This window comes from Streptomyces olivochromogenes, from assembly GCF_021538895.1.
Taxonomy (GTDB): Bacteria; Actinomycetota; Actinomycetes; order Streptomycetales; family Streptomycetaceae; genus Streptomyces; species Streptomyces olivochromogenes_A.
On record NZ_JADDRL010000011.1, the window covers coordinates 97,902 to 114,139 of the forward strand.

10 protein-coding genes and 1 pseudogene are annotated in these 16,238 nt (G+C 71.6%); 1 reads left to right on the forward strand and 10 read right to left on the reverse strand.

The window, feature by feature from the left end; genetic code table 11:
* Window positions 1-107: 107 nt before the first annotated feature.
* From IPZ69_RS07965 to IPZ69_RS07995, 7 genes and pseudogenes are all read right to left on the reverse strand, one after another.
* Window positions 108-2,651: a sensor histidine kinase gene (locus tag IPZ69_RS07965; protein WP_235453294.1), complete on the reverse strand. Its 2,544-nt coding sequence runs from the start codon at window positions 2,649-2,651 to the stop codon at window positions 108-110.
* Between the two features lies 1 nt (window position 2,652).
* A pseudogene (locus tag IPZ69_RS07970) lies at window positions 2,653-3,335 on the reverse strand (response regulator).
* Window positions 3,335-4,003, reverse strand: coding sequence for a potassium-transporting ATPase subunit C (locus IPZ69_RS07975; RefSeq protein ID WP_235453295.1), 669 nt, complete (start codon window positions 4,001-4,003; stop codon window positions 3,335-3,337). Before IPZ69_RS07975 ends, IPZ69_RS07970 begins: the two are co-directional and overlap by 1 nt.
* A 5-nt stretch (window positions 4,004-4,008) precedes the next feature.
* Window positions 4,009-6,141 carry a potassium-transporting ATPase subunit KdpB gene (gene kdpB / locus IPZ69_RS07980; protein WP_235453296.1) on the reverse strand — a complete coding sequence of 711 codons (2,133 nt, stop codon included), beginning with the start codon at window positions 6,139-6,141 and terminating at the stop codon, window positions 4,009-4,011.
* Window positions 6,138-7,817, reverse strand: a complete 1,680-nt coding sequence (gene kdpA / locus IPZ69_RS07985) for a potassium-transporting ATPase subunit KdpA (RefSeq protein WP_235453318.1) — start codon at window positions 7,815-7,817, stop codon at window positions 6,138-6,140. The genes kdpB and kdpA overlap by 4 nt, the downstream gene beginning before the upstream one ends.
* Before the next feature lie 32 nt (window positions 7,818-7,849).
* Complete coding sequence (gene kdpF / locus IPZ69_RS07990) at window positions 7,850-7,939, reverse strand: K(+)-transporting ATPase subunit F (RefSeq protein WP_016434100.1); 90 nt, start codon at window positions 7,937-7,939, stop codon at window positions 7,850-7,852.
* A gap of 234 nt (window positions 7,940-8,173) precedes the next feature.
* Window positions 8,174-10,015 carry an APC family permease gene (locus tag IPZ69_RS07995; RefSeq protein WP_235453297.1) on the reverse strand — a complete coding sequence of 614 codons (1,842 nt, stop codon included), beginning with the start codon at window positions 10,013-10,015 and terminating at the stop codon, window positions 8,174-8,176.
* A gap of 276 nt (window positions 10,016-10,291) precedes the next feature.
* Between IPZ69_RS07995 and IPZ69_RS08000 the strand changes: the two genes are divergently transcribed.
* On the forward strand, window positions 10,292-10,798 hold the full coding sequence (locus IPZ69_RS08000) for a hypothetical protein (RefSeq protein WP_235453298.1): 507 nt from the start codon (window positions 10,292-10,294) through the stop codon (window positions 10,796-10,798).
* Window positions 10,799-10,819: 21 nt separating this feature from the next.
* Here the strand turns inward: IPZ69_RS08000 and IPZ69_RS08005 are convergent, their stop codons facing one another.
* From IPZ69_RS08005 to IPZ69_RS08015, 3 genes are all read right to left on the reverse strand, one after another.
* Window positions 10,820-12,733, reverse strand: coding sequence for an NAD-binding protein (locus IPZ69_RS08005; RefSeq protein WP_235453299.1), 1,914 nt, complete (start codon window positions 12,731-12,733; stop codon window positions 10,820-10,822).
* Between the two features lie 81 nt (window positions 12,734-12,814).
* On the reverse strand, window positions 12,815-13,612 hold the full coding sequence (locus IPZ69_RS08010; protein ID WP_308407435.1) for a DUF4118 domain-containing protein: 798 nt from the start codon (window positions 13,610-13,612) through the stop codon (window positions 12,815-12,817).
* Entirely contained in the window at window positions 13,609-16,122 is a 2,514-nt protein-coding gene (locus tag IPZ69_RS08015) for a sensor histidine kinase (RefSeq protein WP_235453300.1), read from the reverse strand. The genes IPZ69_RS08010 and IPZ69_RS08015 overlap by 4 nt, the downstream gene beginning before the upstream one ends.
* Window positions 16,123-16,238: the final 116 nt, after the last annotated feature.

Consider the following 16,238-nt stretch of genomic DNA (forward strand, 5'->3'; position numbering starts at 1 on the left):
GGCTTCACTCGCGTCCGTACGATGCCGGCGACTTCACTCGCGTCCGTACGATGCCGAAGGCCTCGCTCGCGTCCGTACTCCGTACGCCCCCGAAGCCCGCGGCAGTGTCAGGACGTCACCGCGGCCGACAGGTCCGGGCGTTCCGGTCGGCGGCCCGGTGCCAGGTTGAGGCTCAGCACCATGGTGAGGCCGCCGCCCGGGGTGTCCTCGGCGTTCAGCGTGCCGCCCATCGCCTCGGCGAACCCACGGGCCACCGCGAGGCCGAGGCCGACGCCGGCGCCGCGCGGGGAGTCGCCGTAGCGCTGGAAGGGCTCGAAGATGCGGTCCTTGGCCTCGTCGGGGACGCCCGGCCCGCGGTCGATCACCCGGACCTCCACCCGCTCGGCGATGGAACTCGCCCGCACCAGCACGGGCGTGTCCGCGGGGCTGTACTTGACCGCGTTCTCGACGATGTTGGCGACGACCCGCTCCAACAGCCCCTTGTCCACGTGGACCATGGGCAGGGTCTCGGGGATGTCGAGCTCGACGCTGTCCTCGGGCACCCCGCCCAGCGCCATCGGCACCACCTCGTCGAGGTCGGCCTCGCGGACGATCGGCGTGACGGTGCCGGTCTGCAGCCGGGACATGTCGAGCAGGTTCCCGACCAGGTGGTCCAGCCGGTCGGCGCCCGCCTCGATCGCCTCCAGCAGTGCGGCCCGGTCCTCCTCCGACCACTCGACGTCGTCCGAACGCAGCGACGACACCGAGGCCTTGATGCCCGCCAGGGGCGTACGCAGGTCATGGCTGACGGCGGCGAGCAGCGCCGTGCGGATGCGGTTGCCCTCGGCGAGCTCCTTGGCCTGGTCCGCCTCCTGCCGCAACCGCTGCCGGTCCAGCACGACCGCCGCCTGCGCGGCGAAGGCCGCCAGCACCCGCCGGTCGGAGGCGGGCAGCACCCGTCCCGACAGCGCGAGCGCCAGGTGGTCGCCCACCGGCATGTCGACGTCCGCGTCCTCGGGCGTCCGGCACGGCCGGGGCCCGACGCTGCCCGCGCAGGTCCACGGCGCCACGTCGCCGTCCCGCTCCAGGAGGGCGACGGACTCCATCCCGAACGTCTCCCGGACCCGCTCCAGGAGTTCCTCCAGGCTGGTCTCGCCGCGCAGCACACTGCCGGCGAGGAACGACAGGATCTCCGACTCGGCGCGCAGCCGGGCGGCCTGGTGGGTGCGCCTGGCCGCGAGGTCCACCACGGAGGCCACGGACACCGCGACCCCGACGAAGATCGCTATGGCGACGATGTTCTTGGGGTCGGCGATCGTGAGCGTGTGGACGGGCGGGGTGAAGTACCAGTTGAGCAGCAGCGAGCCCACGACCGCCGAGGTGAGCGCCGGGAGGAGGCCACCGACCAGGGCGGCCGCCACCGTCAGCGACAGATACAGCAACATGTCGTTGGCCAGGCCCACTTCGGGCGCCGCGCCGGTGAGCAGCAGCGTGAGCAGGACCGGGCCGAGCACGCCGGCGAGCCAGCCGCCGATGATCCGCGACCGGCCGAGCCGCGCGCCGCGCGCCACGGGCAGGCCCCGCCCCTTGCCCGCCTCGTCGTGCGTGATCAGGTGGACGTCGAGGTCGGGGCCGGATTCGCGGGCGACGGTGGCGCCGACGCCGGGCCCGAAGGCGTACTGCCAGGTCTTGCGGCGGGAGACACCGAGGACGATCTGGGTGGCGTTGACGCCGCGCGCGAAGTCGAGGAGGGCGGCGGGTATGTCGTCGCCGACGACGTGGTGATAGGTGCCGCCCAGGTCCTCGACGAGGGTGCGCTGGACAGCGAGTTCCTTCGGGGAGGCGGAGGTCAGGCCGTCGCTGCGGGCTATGTAGACGGCGAGCACCTCGCCGCCGGCGCCCTTCTCGGCGAGGCGGGCGGCCCGCCGTATCAGCGTCCGGCCCTCCGGGCCACCCGTCAGGCCCACCACGATCCGCTCGCGCGAACCCCAGATCGCCGAGACGCGGTGCTCACTGCGGTACTCGTTGAGGTACTCGTCGACGCGGTCGGCCACCCACAGCAGCGCCAGCTCGCGCAGGGCGGTGAGGTTGCCGGGCCGGAAGTAGTTGGACAGGGCCGCGTCGACCTTGTCGGGCTTGTAGATGTTGCCGTGGGCCATGCGGCGGCGCAGCGCCTGTGGCGACATGTCGACCAGCTCTATCTGGTCCGCACGGCGTACGACCTCGTCCGGGACGGTCTCCTGCTGGCGCACCCCGGTGATCGACTCGACGACGTCACCCAGCGACTCCAGGTGCTGGATGTTGACGGTCGAGATCACGTCGATCCCGGCCGCCAGCAGCTCCTCCACGTCCTGCCAGCGCTTGGCGTTGCGGGAACCGGGGATGTTCGTGTGCGGCAGCTCGTCGACGAGGGCGACCTGCGGGCGGCGCGCGAGGACGGCGTCGATGTCCATCTCGGTGAAGACGGCGTCGCGGTATTCCAGTTCCTTGCGCGGGATCATCTCCAGCCCGTGGAGCATCACTTCGGTCCGTGGCCGGTTGTGGTGCTCCACGAAGGCCACCACGCAGTCGGTGCCCCGCTCCACTCGGCGGTGCGCCTCGGACAGCATCGCGTAGGTCTTGCCGACGCCGGGCGCCGCACCGAGGTAGATCCGGAGTCTGCCGCGTGCCATGTCATCCTTCGAAGCGGTAGCCCATGCCGGGCTCGGTGATCAGATACCTGGGGTGTGCGGGGTCCGCCTCCAGTTTGCGGCGGAGTTGGGCCATGTAGACCCGCAGGTAGTTGGTCTTGTTGCTCTGCGACACGCCCCAGACCTCGCGCAGCAGGTGTTTCTGGGTGATGAGCCGGCCCGGGTTGGTGACCAGGATCTCCAGCAGATGCCACTCGGTGGGGGTGAGACGGATGTCGCGTCCGCCCCGCACGGCCTTCTTGGCGAGCAGGTCGATCGTGAAGTCGGCCGTCTCCCCAGCGTCGTGCCGGGGGCGACGGGCGCGTCCTCGGTCCGGCGCACGGCGGCCCGCAGCCGGGCCAGGAGTTCGTCCATGCTGAACGGCTTGGTGATGTAGTCGTCCGCGCCCGCGTCGAGCGCAGCGACCTTCTCGTCGGACGCCTGACGCGCCGACAGCACCAGGATCGGTACGCGGGTCCAGCCGCGTAGTGCCTTGATGACGTCGACCCCGTCCATGTCGGGGAGCCCGAGCTCGAGCATCACCACGTCCGGCTGAAGCGCGGCCGCCAGCCGGAGGGCCGTGGCGCCGTCGGGCGCCGCGTCCACTCCGTACTGGCGTGCCTGCATGTTGATCACGAGTGCCCGTACGAGCTGTGGGTCGTCTTCCACGACCAGCACCCGGGTCATCAGTTGCCCTTGATCAGTTCCTTGAGCGCGATGTTGAGTTCGAGGACGTTCACGCGGGGCTCGCCCATGAAGCCGAGGGTGCGGCCCTCGGTGTGGTCCTTCACGAGCTTGTCCACCTCGGCCACGGGCAGGCCGTTCTTGTCGGCGATCCGGTGGACCTGGATCTGCGCGTACCGCGGGGAGATGTCCGGGTCCAGGCCGGAGCCGGAGGAGGTCACCGCGTCGGCGGGGACGTCCGAGGGCTTGACCGTGTAGCCGGCCACCGAGTTGTCCTTGATCACCGCGGCCTTGGCGTCCTTGACCCACTCGATCAGGTCGGCGTTGTCACCGGAACGGTTGGTGGCGCCGGACAGGATCAGCTTGTACTGGGTGTTGACGGAGTTCGTGCCGAGGCCGTTCTGCGGGCGGCCCTGGAACCACTTCAGGTCGGGCTCCGGGGTCTCCTGGCCCTTCTTCAGCGGCAGGTTGTAGGCCTGGCCGATGAGCGAGGAGCCGACGACCTTGCCGTCCGCCTTGATCTCGGAGCCGTTCGCCTTGTCGTTGAACAGCCCCTGGGCGATGCCGGTGACGACCAGCGGGTAGACGACGCCGGTCACCAGGGTGAGCACGAGCAGGGCACGCAGGCCCGCCCAGAGCAACCGGGCCGTGTTGATAGCGGAGTTGTTCATGGCGTTCAGCCGATCCCGGGGACGATGGAGATGATCATGTCGATGATCTTGATTCCGATGAAGGGGGCGATCAGTCCGCCGATGCCGTAGATCGTGAGGTTGCGGCGGAGCATCCTGTCGGCGCTCACCGGCCGGTACTGCACGCCCTTCAGGGACAGCGGCACCAGCGCGATGATGATCAGCGCGTTGAAGATGACGGCGGACAGGATCGCCGAGTCCGGCGAGGACAGCCCCATGATGTTGAGCTTGTCCAGGCCCGGGTAGACCGCCGCGAACAGCGCCGGGATGATCGCGAAGTACTTCGCGACGTCGTTGGCGATGGAGAACGTGGTCAGCGCGCCGCGCGTGATCAGGAGCTGCTTGCCGATCTCGACGATCTCGATGAGCTTGGTCGGGTTGGAGTCGAGGTCGACCATGTTGCCGGCCTCCTTGGCGGCCGACGTACCCGTGTTCATCGCCACACCGACGTCCGCCTGCGCGAGCGCGGGCGCGTCGTTGGTGCCGTCACCGGTCATCGCGACGAGCTTGCCGCCTGCCTGCTCCCGCTTGATGAGGGCCATCTTGTCCTCGGGAGTGGCCTCCGCGAGGAAGTCGTCGACGCCCGCCTCCTCGGCGATCGCCTTGGCGGTCAGCGGGTTGTCACCCGTGATCATGACGGTCTTGATGCCCATGCGGCGCAGCTCGTCGAACCGCTCCCGCATGCCCTCCTTGACGACGTCCTTGAGGTGGATGACGCCCAGGATCCGGGCGCCCTCCTCGTCGTGGATCGCGACGAGCAGCGGGGTACCGCCGGACTCGGAGATCCGGTCGGCGATCGCGTCCGCGTCGTCGGCGACGGCCCCGCCCTGCTCCTTGACCCAGGCGATGACCGAACCGGCCGCACCCTTGCGGATCTTCCTGCCGTCCACGTCCACACCCGACATACGGGTCTGGGCGGTGAAGGCGATCCACTCGGCGTGCGCCAGCTCGCCCTGGTGGCGCTCGCGCAGGCCGTACTTCTCCTTCGCCAGGACGACGATGGAGCGGCCCTCGGGCGTCTCGTCGGCGAGCGAGGAGAGCTGGGCGGCGTCGGCGACCTCGGCCTCCGTCGTGCCGCGCACCGGCACGAACTCGGCGGCCTGACGGTTGCCGAGGGTGATGGTGCCGGTCTTGTCGAGCAGCAGCGTGGAGACGTCACCGGCGGCCTCGACCGCGCGGCCGGACATCGCCAGGACGTTGCGCTGGACCAGACGGTCCATGCCCGCGATACCGATCGCCGAGAGCAGCGCGCCGATCGTGGTCGGGATCAGACAGACCAGCAGGGCCACCAGCACGACCATCGTCAGGTGGGTGCCCGCGTAGTCGGCGAACGGCGGCAGCGTGGCGCAGGCCAGCAGGAAGACGATCGTCAGCGACGCGAGCAGGATGTTCAGCGCGATCTCGTTCGGCGTCTTCTGCCGGGCCGCGCCCTCGACGAGGTTGATCATCCGGTCGATGAACGTCTCGCCCGGCTTCGTCGTGATCTTGATGACGATGCGGTCGGAGAGGACCTTCGTACCGCCGGTGACGGCCGAGCGGTCGCCGCCGGACTCGCGGATGACCGGGGCCGACTCGCCGGTGATCGCCGACTCGTCGACCGAGGCGACACCCTCGATGACGTCACCGTCGCCGGGGATGATGTCGCCCGCCTCGCAGACGACCAGGTCACCGATCTTCAGGTCGGTGCCGGGCACCTGCTCCTCGCGGTCGCCGACCAGACGCCGGGCCACCGTGTCCGTCTTGGCCTTGCGCAGGGTGTCGGCCTGCGCCTTGCCGCGGCCCTCGGCGACGGCCTCCGCCAGGTTGGCGAAGATCACGGTCAGCCACAGCCAGGCACTGATCGCCCAGCCGAACCAGTCGCCCGGGTCCTTGAAGGAGAAGACCGTGGTCAGCACCGACCCGATCCACACCACGAACATCACGGGGGACTTGATCATCACCCGCGGGTCGAGCTTGCGGACGGCGTCCGGCAGCGACTTGAGCAGCTGCTTGGGGTCGAAGAGGCCCGCGCCGACACGTCCCTCGGCGGGCTTGTGACCGGTGGGCACGTCGCTGTGCGGCGCCCGGGTCGGGGTGGCTGTGGACATCGAGTCCTCTTGCTTCTCTGTGCGAGTGGTCATGACGCCAGCCCCTCGGCCAGCGGACCCAGCGCGAGGGCCGGGAAGTAGGTCAGACCGGTGATGATCAGGATCGCGCCCACCAGCAGACCGGTGAACAGCGGCTTCTCGGTGCGCAGGGTGCCCGCGGTGACCGGGACCGGCTTCTGCTCGGCGAGCGAGCCGGCCAGCGCCAGCACGAACACCATCGGCAGGAAGCGGCCGAGCAGCATGGCCAGGCCCAGGGTGCTGTTGAACCACTGGGTGTCCGCGTTCAGGCCGGCGAAGGCCGAGCCGTTGTTGTTGGCGGCGGACGTGTAGGCGTACAGGATCTCGCCGAACCCGTGCGCCCCGCTGTTGGTCATCGAGTTCGCCGGCGTCGGCAGGGCCATCGCGAACGCGGTGAAGATGAGCACCAGCGCCGGCGTGATCAGGATGTAGCAGGCCGCCAGCTTGATCTCACGGGTACCGATCTTCTTGCCCAGGTACTCCGGCGTACGGCCGACCATCAGACCGGCGATGAACACCGCGATGATCGCCATGATCAGGATGCCGTAGAGACCGGAGCCGGTACCACCGGGCGCGATCTCGCCCAGCATCATGCTGAGCATGGTGATGCCGCCGCCGAGCCCGGTGAACGAGGAGTGGAAGGAGTCCACCGCGCCGGTCGAGGTGAGCGTGGTCGCCACCGCGAAGATCGACGAGCCGCCGACCCCGAAGCGGGTCTCCTTGCCCTCCATCGCGCCGCCGGCGATCTGGAACGCCGGGCCGTGGTGGGCGAACTCGGTCCACATCATCAGGGCCGTGAAGCCGAGCCAGATCGTGGCCATGGTCGCGAGGATCGCGTAGCCCTGCTTGACCGAGCCGACCAGGATGCCGAAGGTGCGGGTCAGCGCGAACGGGATCACCAACAGCAGGAAGATCTCGAAGAGGTTCGTGAACGGGGTGGGGTTCTCGAACGGGTGGGCACTGTTGGCGTTGAAGTAACCGCCGCCGTTGGTGCCCAGCTCCTTGATGGCCTCCTGAGAGGCGACCGCGCCGCCGTTCCACTGCTGCGAGCCGCCCATGCTGTGCCCATTGAAGAACTGACCGACCTCGTGGATGCCGGAGAAGTTCTGGATCGCGCCGCAGGCGACCAGGACGACCGCGGCGATCACGGCGCCCGGCACCAGGATGCGGATCGTGCCGCGCACCAGGTCCGACCAGAAGTTGCCGAGCTCACCGGTGCGCGAGCGCGCGAAGCCGCGCACCAGCGCCACCGCGACGGCGATGCCGACAGCCGCGGAGACGAAGTTCTGGACGGCCAGACCGGCGGTCTGCACGACGTGGCCCATGGCCTGCTCGCCGTAGTAGGACTGCCAGTTCGTGTTGGTCACGAAGGACGCGGCGGTGTTGAACGCCTGGTCCGGGTCGATGGCCTTGAAGCCGAGCGAGCCGGGCAGAGAGCCCTGGATCCGCTGCAGCAGGTAGAGGAAGAGGACGCCGACGGCGGAGAAGGCGAGGACGCCGCGCAGATAGGCGGGCCAGCGCATCTCGGTGTCGGGGTTGGCACCGATGCCCTTGTAGATCCACTTCTCGACGCGCCAGTGCTTGTCGGAGGTGTAGACCTTGGCCATGTAGTTGCCGAGGGGGATGTAGCAGAGCGCCAGGGCGCCTATGAGGGCGAGCAGCTGGAGCACGCCTGCGAGTACGGGACCCATGTCGCCCGCTGCGGTAGCAGCTGATGTCACGGTCAGAACCTCTCCGGGAAGATCAGGGCGAGGACGAGATAGCCCAGCAGGGCGACGGCCACGACGAGGCCGACGATGTTCTCGGCGGTCACAGCTTCGTCACCCCCTTGGCGACGAGGGCCACCAGCGCGAAGACCGCGAGCGTGGTGACGACGAAGGCCAGATCGGCCATCGTGAACTCCTGGGATGAGGTGCGGATGAGGACGGGGAAGTCCGGACGCTTAGAGGAAACCGCCTGACCGGCTGGATTCGAGCGCCGTTGACGGGTCCCTTACGGCGGCCGATACGGCTTTGACGGGACCCATACGGAGACCGTGACCGGCGCCTCAGAACAGCCGGAACCGGAGTCGGCAGATCTCCGCGTCGGTCTCCCGCCGCACCGCGTGGGCGACGACGGCACCCCGCTGGTTCTGCAGCAGCCGCTGCCACAGCCGCTCCGGCTCGGTCTCCGGGATCAGCACCGTGACCTGGGTGGCCGGCTCCGTCGCCGCGACCTCACGGACGTACGCGGCGATGGGGCGCCCCAGGCTGCGGCGCTCGCACGCCAGCCGGACCAGCGGCACGCCGGGGTTCCACTCGGCCCAGGCGCGCTCCAGTGCGTGCAGCTGGGCCCGGTCTTCAGGGTCGGGGTGGCAGACGGTGACGGCGCGGACCTCGTCGCCCAGGGAGCTGGCTGCGCTCAGGGCCTCGGAGGTGAGGCGGGACAGGGACGAGACGGGCACGATCACGACCGAGCGCTCGCGGTGCGGGACGTCGGGGATCCTGCCCAGGCCCAGGCGCTGTCCGATGCGTGCGTAGGCCCGGTGGACGGCGACGAAGGCCGCCACCAGCAGCGGCAGCGCGACCACGATCAGCCAGGCGCCCGCGGTGAACTTGCTCGCCGTGACGACGACGGTCGAAACGCCGGTCAGAACGGCGCCGAAGCCGTTGAGCAGCGCCTTTCCGCGCCAACCGGAGGTACGTTCCAGGCGCCAGTGCCGGACCATGCCGACCTGGGCGATGGTGAAGCCGACGAACACGCCGATGGCGAAGAGCGGCACGAGGGTGTTGGTGTCGCCGCCGGAGAAGACGAGCAGCGCGGCGGAGACCGCGGCAAGGGCCAGCACACCGTGCCGGTGGACCTGGCGGTCGGCCTTCAGGGCGAAGACGTGCGGCGCGGAGTTGTCCCGGGCGAGCAGCTTCAGCAGGACCGGGAGGCCGCCGAAGGAGGTGTTCGCGGACAGCGCCAGCAGGATCATGGTGGCGAACTGGATCACGTAGAAGGCCCAGTTGTGGCCGAGCGAGGCGTCCGCGAGCTGGGCGAGGACGGTGACGCCCGCGACCGGCTGGAGGTGGAAGCGGGAGATCAGCACCGACAGGCCGACGAGCATCGCGCCGAGCACGGCGCCGAGGGCGACCTCCGCGCGCTGGGCGCGCCTGGCCCGCGGCACCCGGAAGGAGGGGACGGCGTTGGCGATGGCCTCGACCCCGGTCAGGGCGCTGCATCCGGAGGCGAAGGCCTTCAGCAGGAGCAGCGCGCCGACGGTGGTGGCGTTGTCCGCGACGACCGAGGCGTGTCCGGCCGCGGTGGCGGTGCTCGCCGGCGCGGACCGGAACAGGCCCACGACGATCAGCACGAAGATGGAGCCGACGAAGACGACGGTCGGCACGATGAATGCCCTGGCCGACTCGACTATGCCGCGCAGGTTGACCGCCGTGATCAGGACGAGGACCGCCAGGCACAGCCACAGGCGGTCGTCGTACAGGGCCGGGAAGGCGGAGGTCAGCGCGGCCACGCCGGCCGTGACGGCGACGGCGACATTGAGGACGTAGTCCAGGACCAGGGAGGCGGCCGCCACCAGACTGGTCCGCGCACCCAGGTGGGTCCTGGCGACCGCGTAGGAGCCGCCGCCGTCCGGGAAGGCCGCGATCACCTGGCGGTAGGAGGCGACCAGCACCGCGAGCAGGGCGGCGATCGCCAGGGTGACGGGGAGCGTGAAGCCCAGGCCGTGGGCGCCCGCCGCCGCCAGGACGAGCACGATGGCCTCGGGGCCGTACGCCACCGAGGCCATCGCGTCCAGGGACAGGGCGGCGAGGCCGGTGACGGCGGTCAGACGGTGCCGCTCGCCGGTATCGGGCGGCTCCTCGCCGGAGGGGACGGCGCCCGGTTCGACGGTGAGTTGGGACATGAGCGGCTGCTCCTTAGTACGGGACGAACGGCCGCGCGCCGAGGACCGCGCGCGGTGCACCAAGGTTCTGTCCCGTTCCGGCCGGCCCCCGCGGCTCCTTGCGCGTTCTTCGCGCCGAACCCGATGACCTTGACGTGTCCTTGACGGGTGTGTGACGCGGGCAACGGCCCGTCTTCGCTCCGGTCGCGTCAAGAACGGAGGCGGGCTCGTCAGAGTCCCGTCAATGCGCGGCGCAGCCGTGCCGTCCCGGCTGCCGGGGTCTCTACGCTCGCCCGCATGGAGCGCCGCGTGCTGTACGACCGCCGTTGGGCCGAGGATCTGTACAGCTCGGTCCGCTGTTCCGGCGTGCTGCTGGGCCTGCTGTTCCTGATCGACTGGGGCACGGGCGACCTGAGCTGGTGGCGCGGCACCCTGTGGGCCACGCTCGCGCTGCTGCTGTTCGTGGTGCTGTTCCCGGCCCGGGTCTCGGCGGGCGAGGGCTGGCTCGCCTCCCGCCGTCTGCTGCGCACCCGGCGGGTCCGCACCGACATACTCGTGTCCGTGCGCTGTCTGGACGGGGTCTCCCGGCGTCTCGTCCTGCGGGACGCCTTCGGCGACCGGGTCGAGCTCGACCCCGAGGTCTTCGTGAACAACCCGGACCTCTGGTTCCGGCTCGACGAGGACGCCCGCAGGTCCTCGGAGGCCGGGTTCCTGATGTGCGGGACGACCGCGCTGCGCCGCGTCGCGGAGCGCGTCGACCGGGAGACGGCACTGAGCGTGTTCCGGGCGTCCGGCCTGGGGTAGTCCCCCGGCCGCTCGGTCCCGTCAGCCCCGCCGCCCCGTCGGATGCGGCTGCACCCCCGTCATCAGGATGTCCAGGCCCCGCCGGGTCGTCGCGAGGACCACGCGGTCGCCGGACCGCAGCACCCGCCCCTGCACCGGCCGCCAGTCGAAGCCCTGCCGGTCGAGGCGGAGCCCGGCGAGGGTGTCCGACTCCGACGACGGCACGGGCCCGGCGGCGGCCCCCACCGCCAGCACCCGCCACTCGTTCTCCCGGAACGCCTCGTGCACGGACCGCCCCTCCAGCTCGGCATGCCCGGCCACGTCCACGCAGGTGAACAGCAGCGAGCCCCGCTCCACCGGCATCACCCCGAGCACATGGCGGCCCATCATGGCGGCGGCGAAGGAGGGCGCGGCCAGCGCCGAGACGCTGCGGCTGCGGGTCAGCGCGTCGGGGTAGGAGGCGCGCAGGGTGCGCTGCACGGTCGCGGCGAAGTCGTCGTCGTAGAGCCGGGTCACCACCCGCACGGCGGGATTCTGCTCACGGACGGCCATGACGATGTCGAGGTTCTGCCCGTCGTCGCGGGTGAGGACGAGCAGCGAGCCGCACTCTCGGACCCGCGCGCGGTCGAGCACGCCCGGGGCGGTGGCGTCCTCCAGGATCAGCGGGACGCCGAGTTCCCGGGCCAGGGCGATGCCGCGGGCGTGCGGGTCGCGTTCGATCACCACCACCTGGTGGCCCGTGGTGTGCAGCCGGACGAGCACCCGGGTGCCAACCTTCCCGAGCCCGACCAGCACGATGTGGCCGGTCACGTCGTCGTCGGGCGGATGGCCGGCGGAGGCCGCGCGGAAGGCCTCGGTGGCGTTCATCGTCGCGGCGACGACCATCGGCAGGATGGCCAGGCCCACGAAGCCGGCGATCAGCTGGAGCACCCGCCGGGCGACCGACTCGTCGGTGGCCGGGTCGCCCATGGTGAAGATGTCGAGCAGGGGCAGGTAGGTGTTCTTCCACCAGGGGTGCTCGTCGGCGAAGAGCGCGGTGGCGGTCGAGAGCGCGACGACGATCGCCGCCAGCGTGCCGTAGACGGCGGCCAGTTGGTGGGAGAGGAAGACCCGCCACGGCAGGTGGGCCAGGCGGGCCCGCAGCCAGCTCCGGGCGCGGCCGCGCCGGGCGCGGGCGGCCGGTTCGGTCGGGTGGTGGTGCGTGATCTCCTCCAGCAGCAGCCGCCCGTGCGTGAACTGCCGGTGGTACGCGGTCCGGGTGTCCGGCAGCAGCTGGGTGCCGTCCTCGCCGGGTGTCTCCGCGCTGTCCTGGCTCGCCGGGTCGTCCTGGTGGGCGCCGGACAGCACGGCGAGGGTGGCCAGGTCGGTGGGCTGCGGCGGCGTCCCCGCGGGCCGTACCACGCCGCGGAAGACCTTGCCCTCGACCTGGAGGGTGTGTCCGTGGCCGACGGCGGCGGCCGCCACGAGTTCCGGTACGGCGGTGTCGGCGTCGGAGAGCACGGTGGTGGACATGTCCCGTGCCGCGTCGTCGCACAGCTGGGCCGCTCGGTCGAGCAGCCGCTCCAGGTGCCGGCCCCGCTCGCGGTCGTACATCCGGACGACGAGCCGGACGGTGGGGTTGAGCGCGCGGGCCACCAGGGCGGCGGTCATGTTGACCTGGTCGTCGCCGTAGGTGAGGGCGAGCGCCGCGGCCCGTTCGACGCCCGCGGCCCGCAGCGTCCGCTCGTCCGGCCGGGCGGCGACCAGCAGTTCGACGGACGAGTCCGGGTCGCGGTGCAGCGCGGCGATCTCCGCGCCGTGCTCGTCGTGCCCGGACGGCAGCACGACGGTGACCGCCTCGCCGCACACGGCGTCCAGTTCGACGGCGAGCCGGTGGGCGAGCCCGTCGTCGCCGCAGATCACCATGTGCTGGGAGCGCGGGCCGGGTTCCGTACGGGGAGGGGGAGGTGACGTCACACCAGAGGGAACGGTGGCCGGGGCGCGGGCGGTTCCGCCGACCACCCTCCCGTTATGTCAAGATCACGCCAAGTGCGTCGGTCAGCGCACCGGCCCCGCCGTGTCCAGCGCGGCCCCGGTCTGGTCGGCCAGGGTCACCGCGACCAGGCGGGCCTGCGGCGGCGGCACCGGGCCCGGCCCGGGGGTGAGCATGAAGCGGCCGAGGTAGTGCCCGTTGCCGTACGCCCGCAGCTCGGTCTCACCCGCCGGCCAGCCGTGCGCGTCGATGTCGTACGGCCTGCGCCCCACCGTGACGCCGCCGTCCTGGCGCAGCCGCTGCGGCTGCCCGAGGAGCGTGCCGTACTCGAAGCGGCAGCAGCGCAGGCCGAGGAGTCCGGTCAGTTCACCGCGGACGTGGTCGACCACGGTGTCGGTGGACTTGGCGGACCGGACGAGGTCGGCCGTGGCGTGGATGCGGGCGAGGTAGCCCGCGTCGGTCACCGTGACGACCTCCAGCCGGCGGGCGCGTGCGGCGAGTTGGGACACGATCAGGCCGACGACGAGCAGCAGCACCGCCGTCTCGATGTCGGCGCCGGCGCCGATGTCGAACGTGCCGTACGGGCTGGCCAGGAAGAAGTCGAACCAGGCCGCCGCCGACAGCGCCGCGACGACGCCCGCCGTACGGCTGCCCAGCGCGGCGACCGCGACGACCGCCACGACGAGGACCAGGGCGGCGTTGGTGTGCGACAGGCCGGTGCGGAAGGGCACGAGGGCGAGTGCCACCAGAAGCGGAAGGACCATGCCCGCCGCGAGGGCGAGTAGGTCCCGGGGCGGCCGGGCGGTCGCCCGGGGCCGGCGCGTGACGCGGTGCGGGCTCCGGATGCCGGTCAGGGTGCTCATGGGGCACCTCCTACGCTCTGCGCACCACGGGGGTGCGGGTCCGGTGCGGGTCGGGCACGCTCGGCGAGCGGCAGGGACACGACCATCGTCAGGCCTCCGCCCGGCGTGTCCTCGGGGGTCAGCGTGCCGTCCATGGCCTCGGTCAGCCCCCGGGCCAGCGCGAGGCCCAGCCCGAGTCCGGTGGTGTTGTCGGTGTCGCCGAGCCGTTGGAAGGGCTCGAAGAGCCGGTCCCGGCCCGTCGGCGGAAGCCCGGGACCCCGGTCCACGACGCGGAGTTCGGCGCGCCCCGCCAGGACACTCGCGGTCACCAGCACCGGCGTGCCGGACGGGCTGTGCCGGGCCGCGTTGCCCGCCAGGTTGGCGATCACGCGCTCCAGCAGGGGCGGGTCGGCGAGCACGGGCGGCAGGTCCTCCAGGTCGCGCACATCGACGTCGGGGACGTCCGCGAGCGCGGCCGGCAGGACCTCCTCCAGCGCGGTGGACCGCAGATTGAGGGTGAGCACGCCCGCCTCCAGGCGGCTGAGGTCGAGGAGGTTCTCCACCAGGCGGCTCAGCTTGGCCATGGACTCGTCGGCGGTGGCGAGGAGTTCGTCGCGGTCCTCGGCGGAGAACTGGACGTCGCGGCTGCGCAGCGAGGTCACCGCGGCCCAGCCGGCGGCGAGCGGGGTGCGCAGGTCGTGGCCCACGGCCCGCAGCAGCGCGGTGCGCATCCGGTCGGCGGCCCGGACCGGCTCGACCTCGGCGGCTGCCTCGGCGAGCCGGGCCCGCTCGACGGCGGAGCCGACGTGCGCGGCGAACGCGGCCAGCACCCGCCGCTCGGAGGAGGACGGGGTACGGCCGCGCAGCACCAGGTGGTTGCCGGGGCCCGCGGGGACCACGGTGGATGCCGAATCGGTGTCGGGCACCTCGTCGACGAGTTCCACGGAGTCCATGCCGAAGGTCTCGCGGGTGCGTTCCAGCAGGGCCGGGATCGTCTGGCCGCCGCGCACGATGCTGCCCGCCAGCGAGGACATGGTCTCCGCCTCGGCGGTCGCCCGCGCCGCCCGCCGCGACAGCCGCAGGGAACGGTCGACGACGGCGGCCACGGTGGCGGCCACCACCGCGAACACCCCCACCGCCACCAGCGCGTTGGGGTCGTCGAGGGTGAACGCCCCGATGGGCGGGATGAACCAGTAGTTGAGCAGCAGGGACGCGGTGACGGACGCGACGACGGCGGAGGCGACCCCGCCTATGCAGGCCACGCCGACCACCGCGAGCAGGAACAGCAGGGCCTCGCTGGTGAGGTTCACGGTGCCGCGCGCCTGGGCGAGGGCGACGGTCATCAGCACCGGCAGCACCAGGCCCGCGACCGGCCCCGCGATCAGCCGGGCCGTCGACAGCGTGCGCCGCCGGGACGGCAGCAGGGTGCCGCGTCCGGCCCGCTCGTGGGTGACCCGGTGCACGTCGATGTCACCGCTCAGCTCGGTGACCGTCTCCCCCGTGCCGGGTCCGGTCAGGAAGCGTTCCAGGCGGCCGCGGCGGCTGGTGCCGAGGACGAGCTGGGTGGCGTTCTCGGTGCGGGCGAACTCCACCAGGGCGGTGGCCACGTCGTCCCCGACGACCGAGTGGTAGCTGCCGCCGAGGTCCTCGACGAGCCGGCGCTGCCGGGCCAGGGAGGCGTGCGAGACCCCCGCGGCGAGGCCGTCGCTGCGGGCCACGTGCACGGCGAGCAGGTCGCCGCCCGCGGACCGGTCGGCGATGCGGGCGGCCCGCCGTACCAGCGTGTCGCCCTCGGGACCGCCGGTCAGCGCCACCACGACCCGCTCCCGGGTCTCCCAGACCTTTGCGATGGCGTGCTCGGCCCGGTACGACTGGAGCGCCTCGTCGACCCGGTCGGCCACCCACAGCAGCGCCAGTTGACGCAGCGCGGTCAGGTTGCCGGGGCGGAAGTAGTTGGCGAGGGCCGCGTCGATCTTCTCGGGGGCGTAGATGTTGCCGTGCGCCATCCGGCGGCGCAGCCCCTCGGGCGGGATGTCGACCAGTTCGATCTGCTGGGCCCGCCGGACGATCTCGTCGGGCACCGTCTCGTGCTGCGGCACCCCGGTGATCTTCTCGACGACGTCCTTGAGGGACTCCAGGTGCTGGATGTTGACCGCCGTGATGACGTCGATGCCCGCGGCGAGCAGCGCCTCGACGTCCTGCCAGCGCTTGGGGCTGCGGCCGCCGCCCGGGATGTTGGTGTGGGCGAACTCGTCGACGATCGCGATCCGCGGCCGGCGTTCCAGGACCGCGCCGAGGTCCATCTCCTCGAACTCGCCGCCGCGGTAGCCGCACCGGGTGCGCGGCACGACCTCCAGGTCGTCGCACATGGCCTGCGTCCAGCGGCGGCCGTGGCACTCCACGAACCCGATCACCACGTCGGCGCCCCGGGACGCGCGGCGGCGCGCCTCGTCGAGCATGCGGTAGGTCTTGCCCACTCCCGGGGCCGCGCCGAGGTAGACCTTCAGTCGTCCGCGCCGTACGTCGTTCATCACCCACAGGGAAGCGCGCCGTGCGGCCGTCAGGAGTCTTCTTGACGCGTCCCTGGCGCCGCTGACGAGGACGTTGACACTGTTTTGACGATCGCGAGCCCGATAGGGTGAGGGAA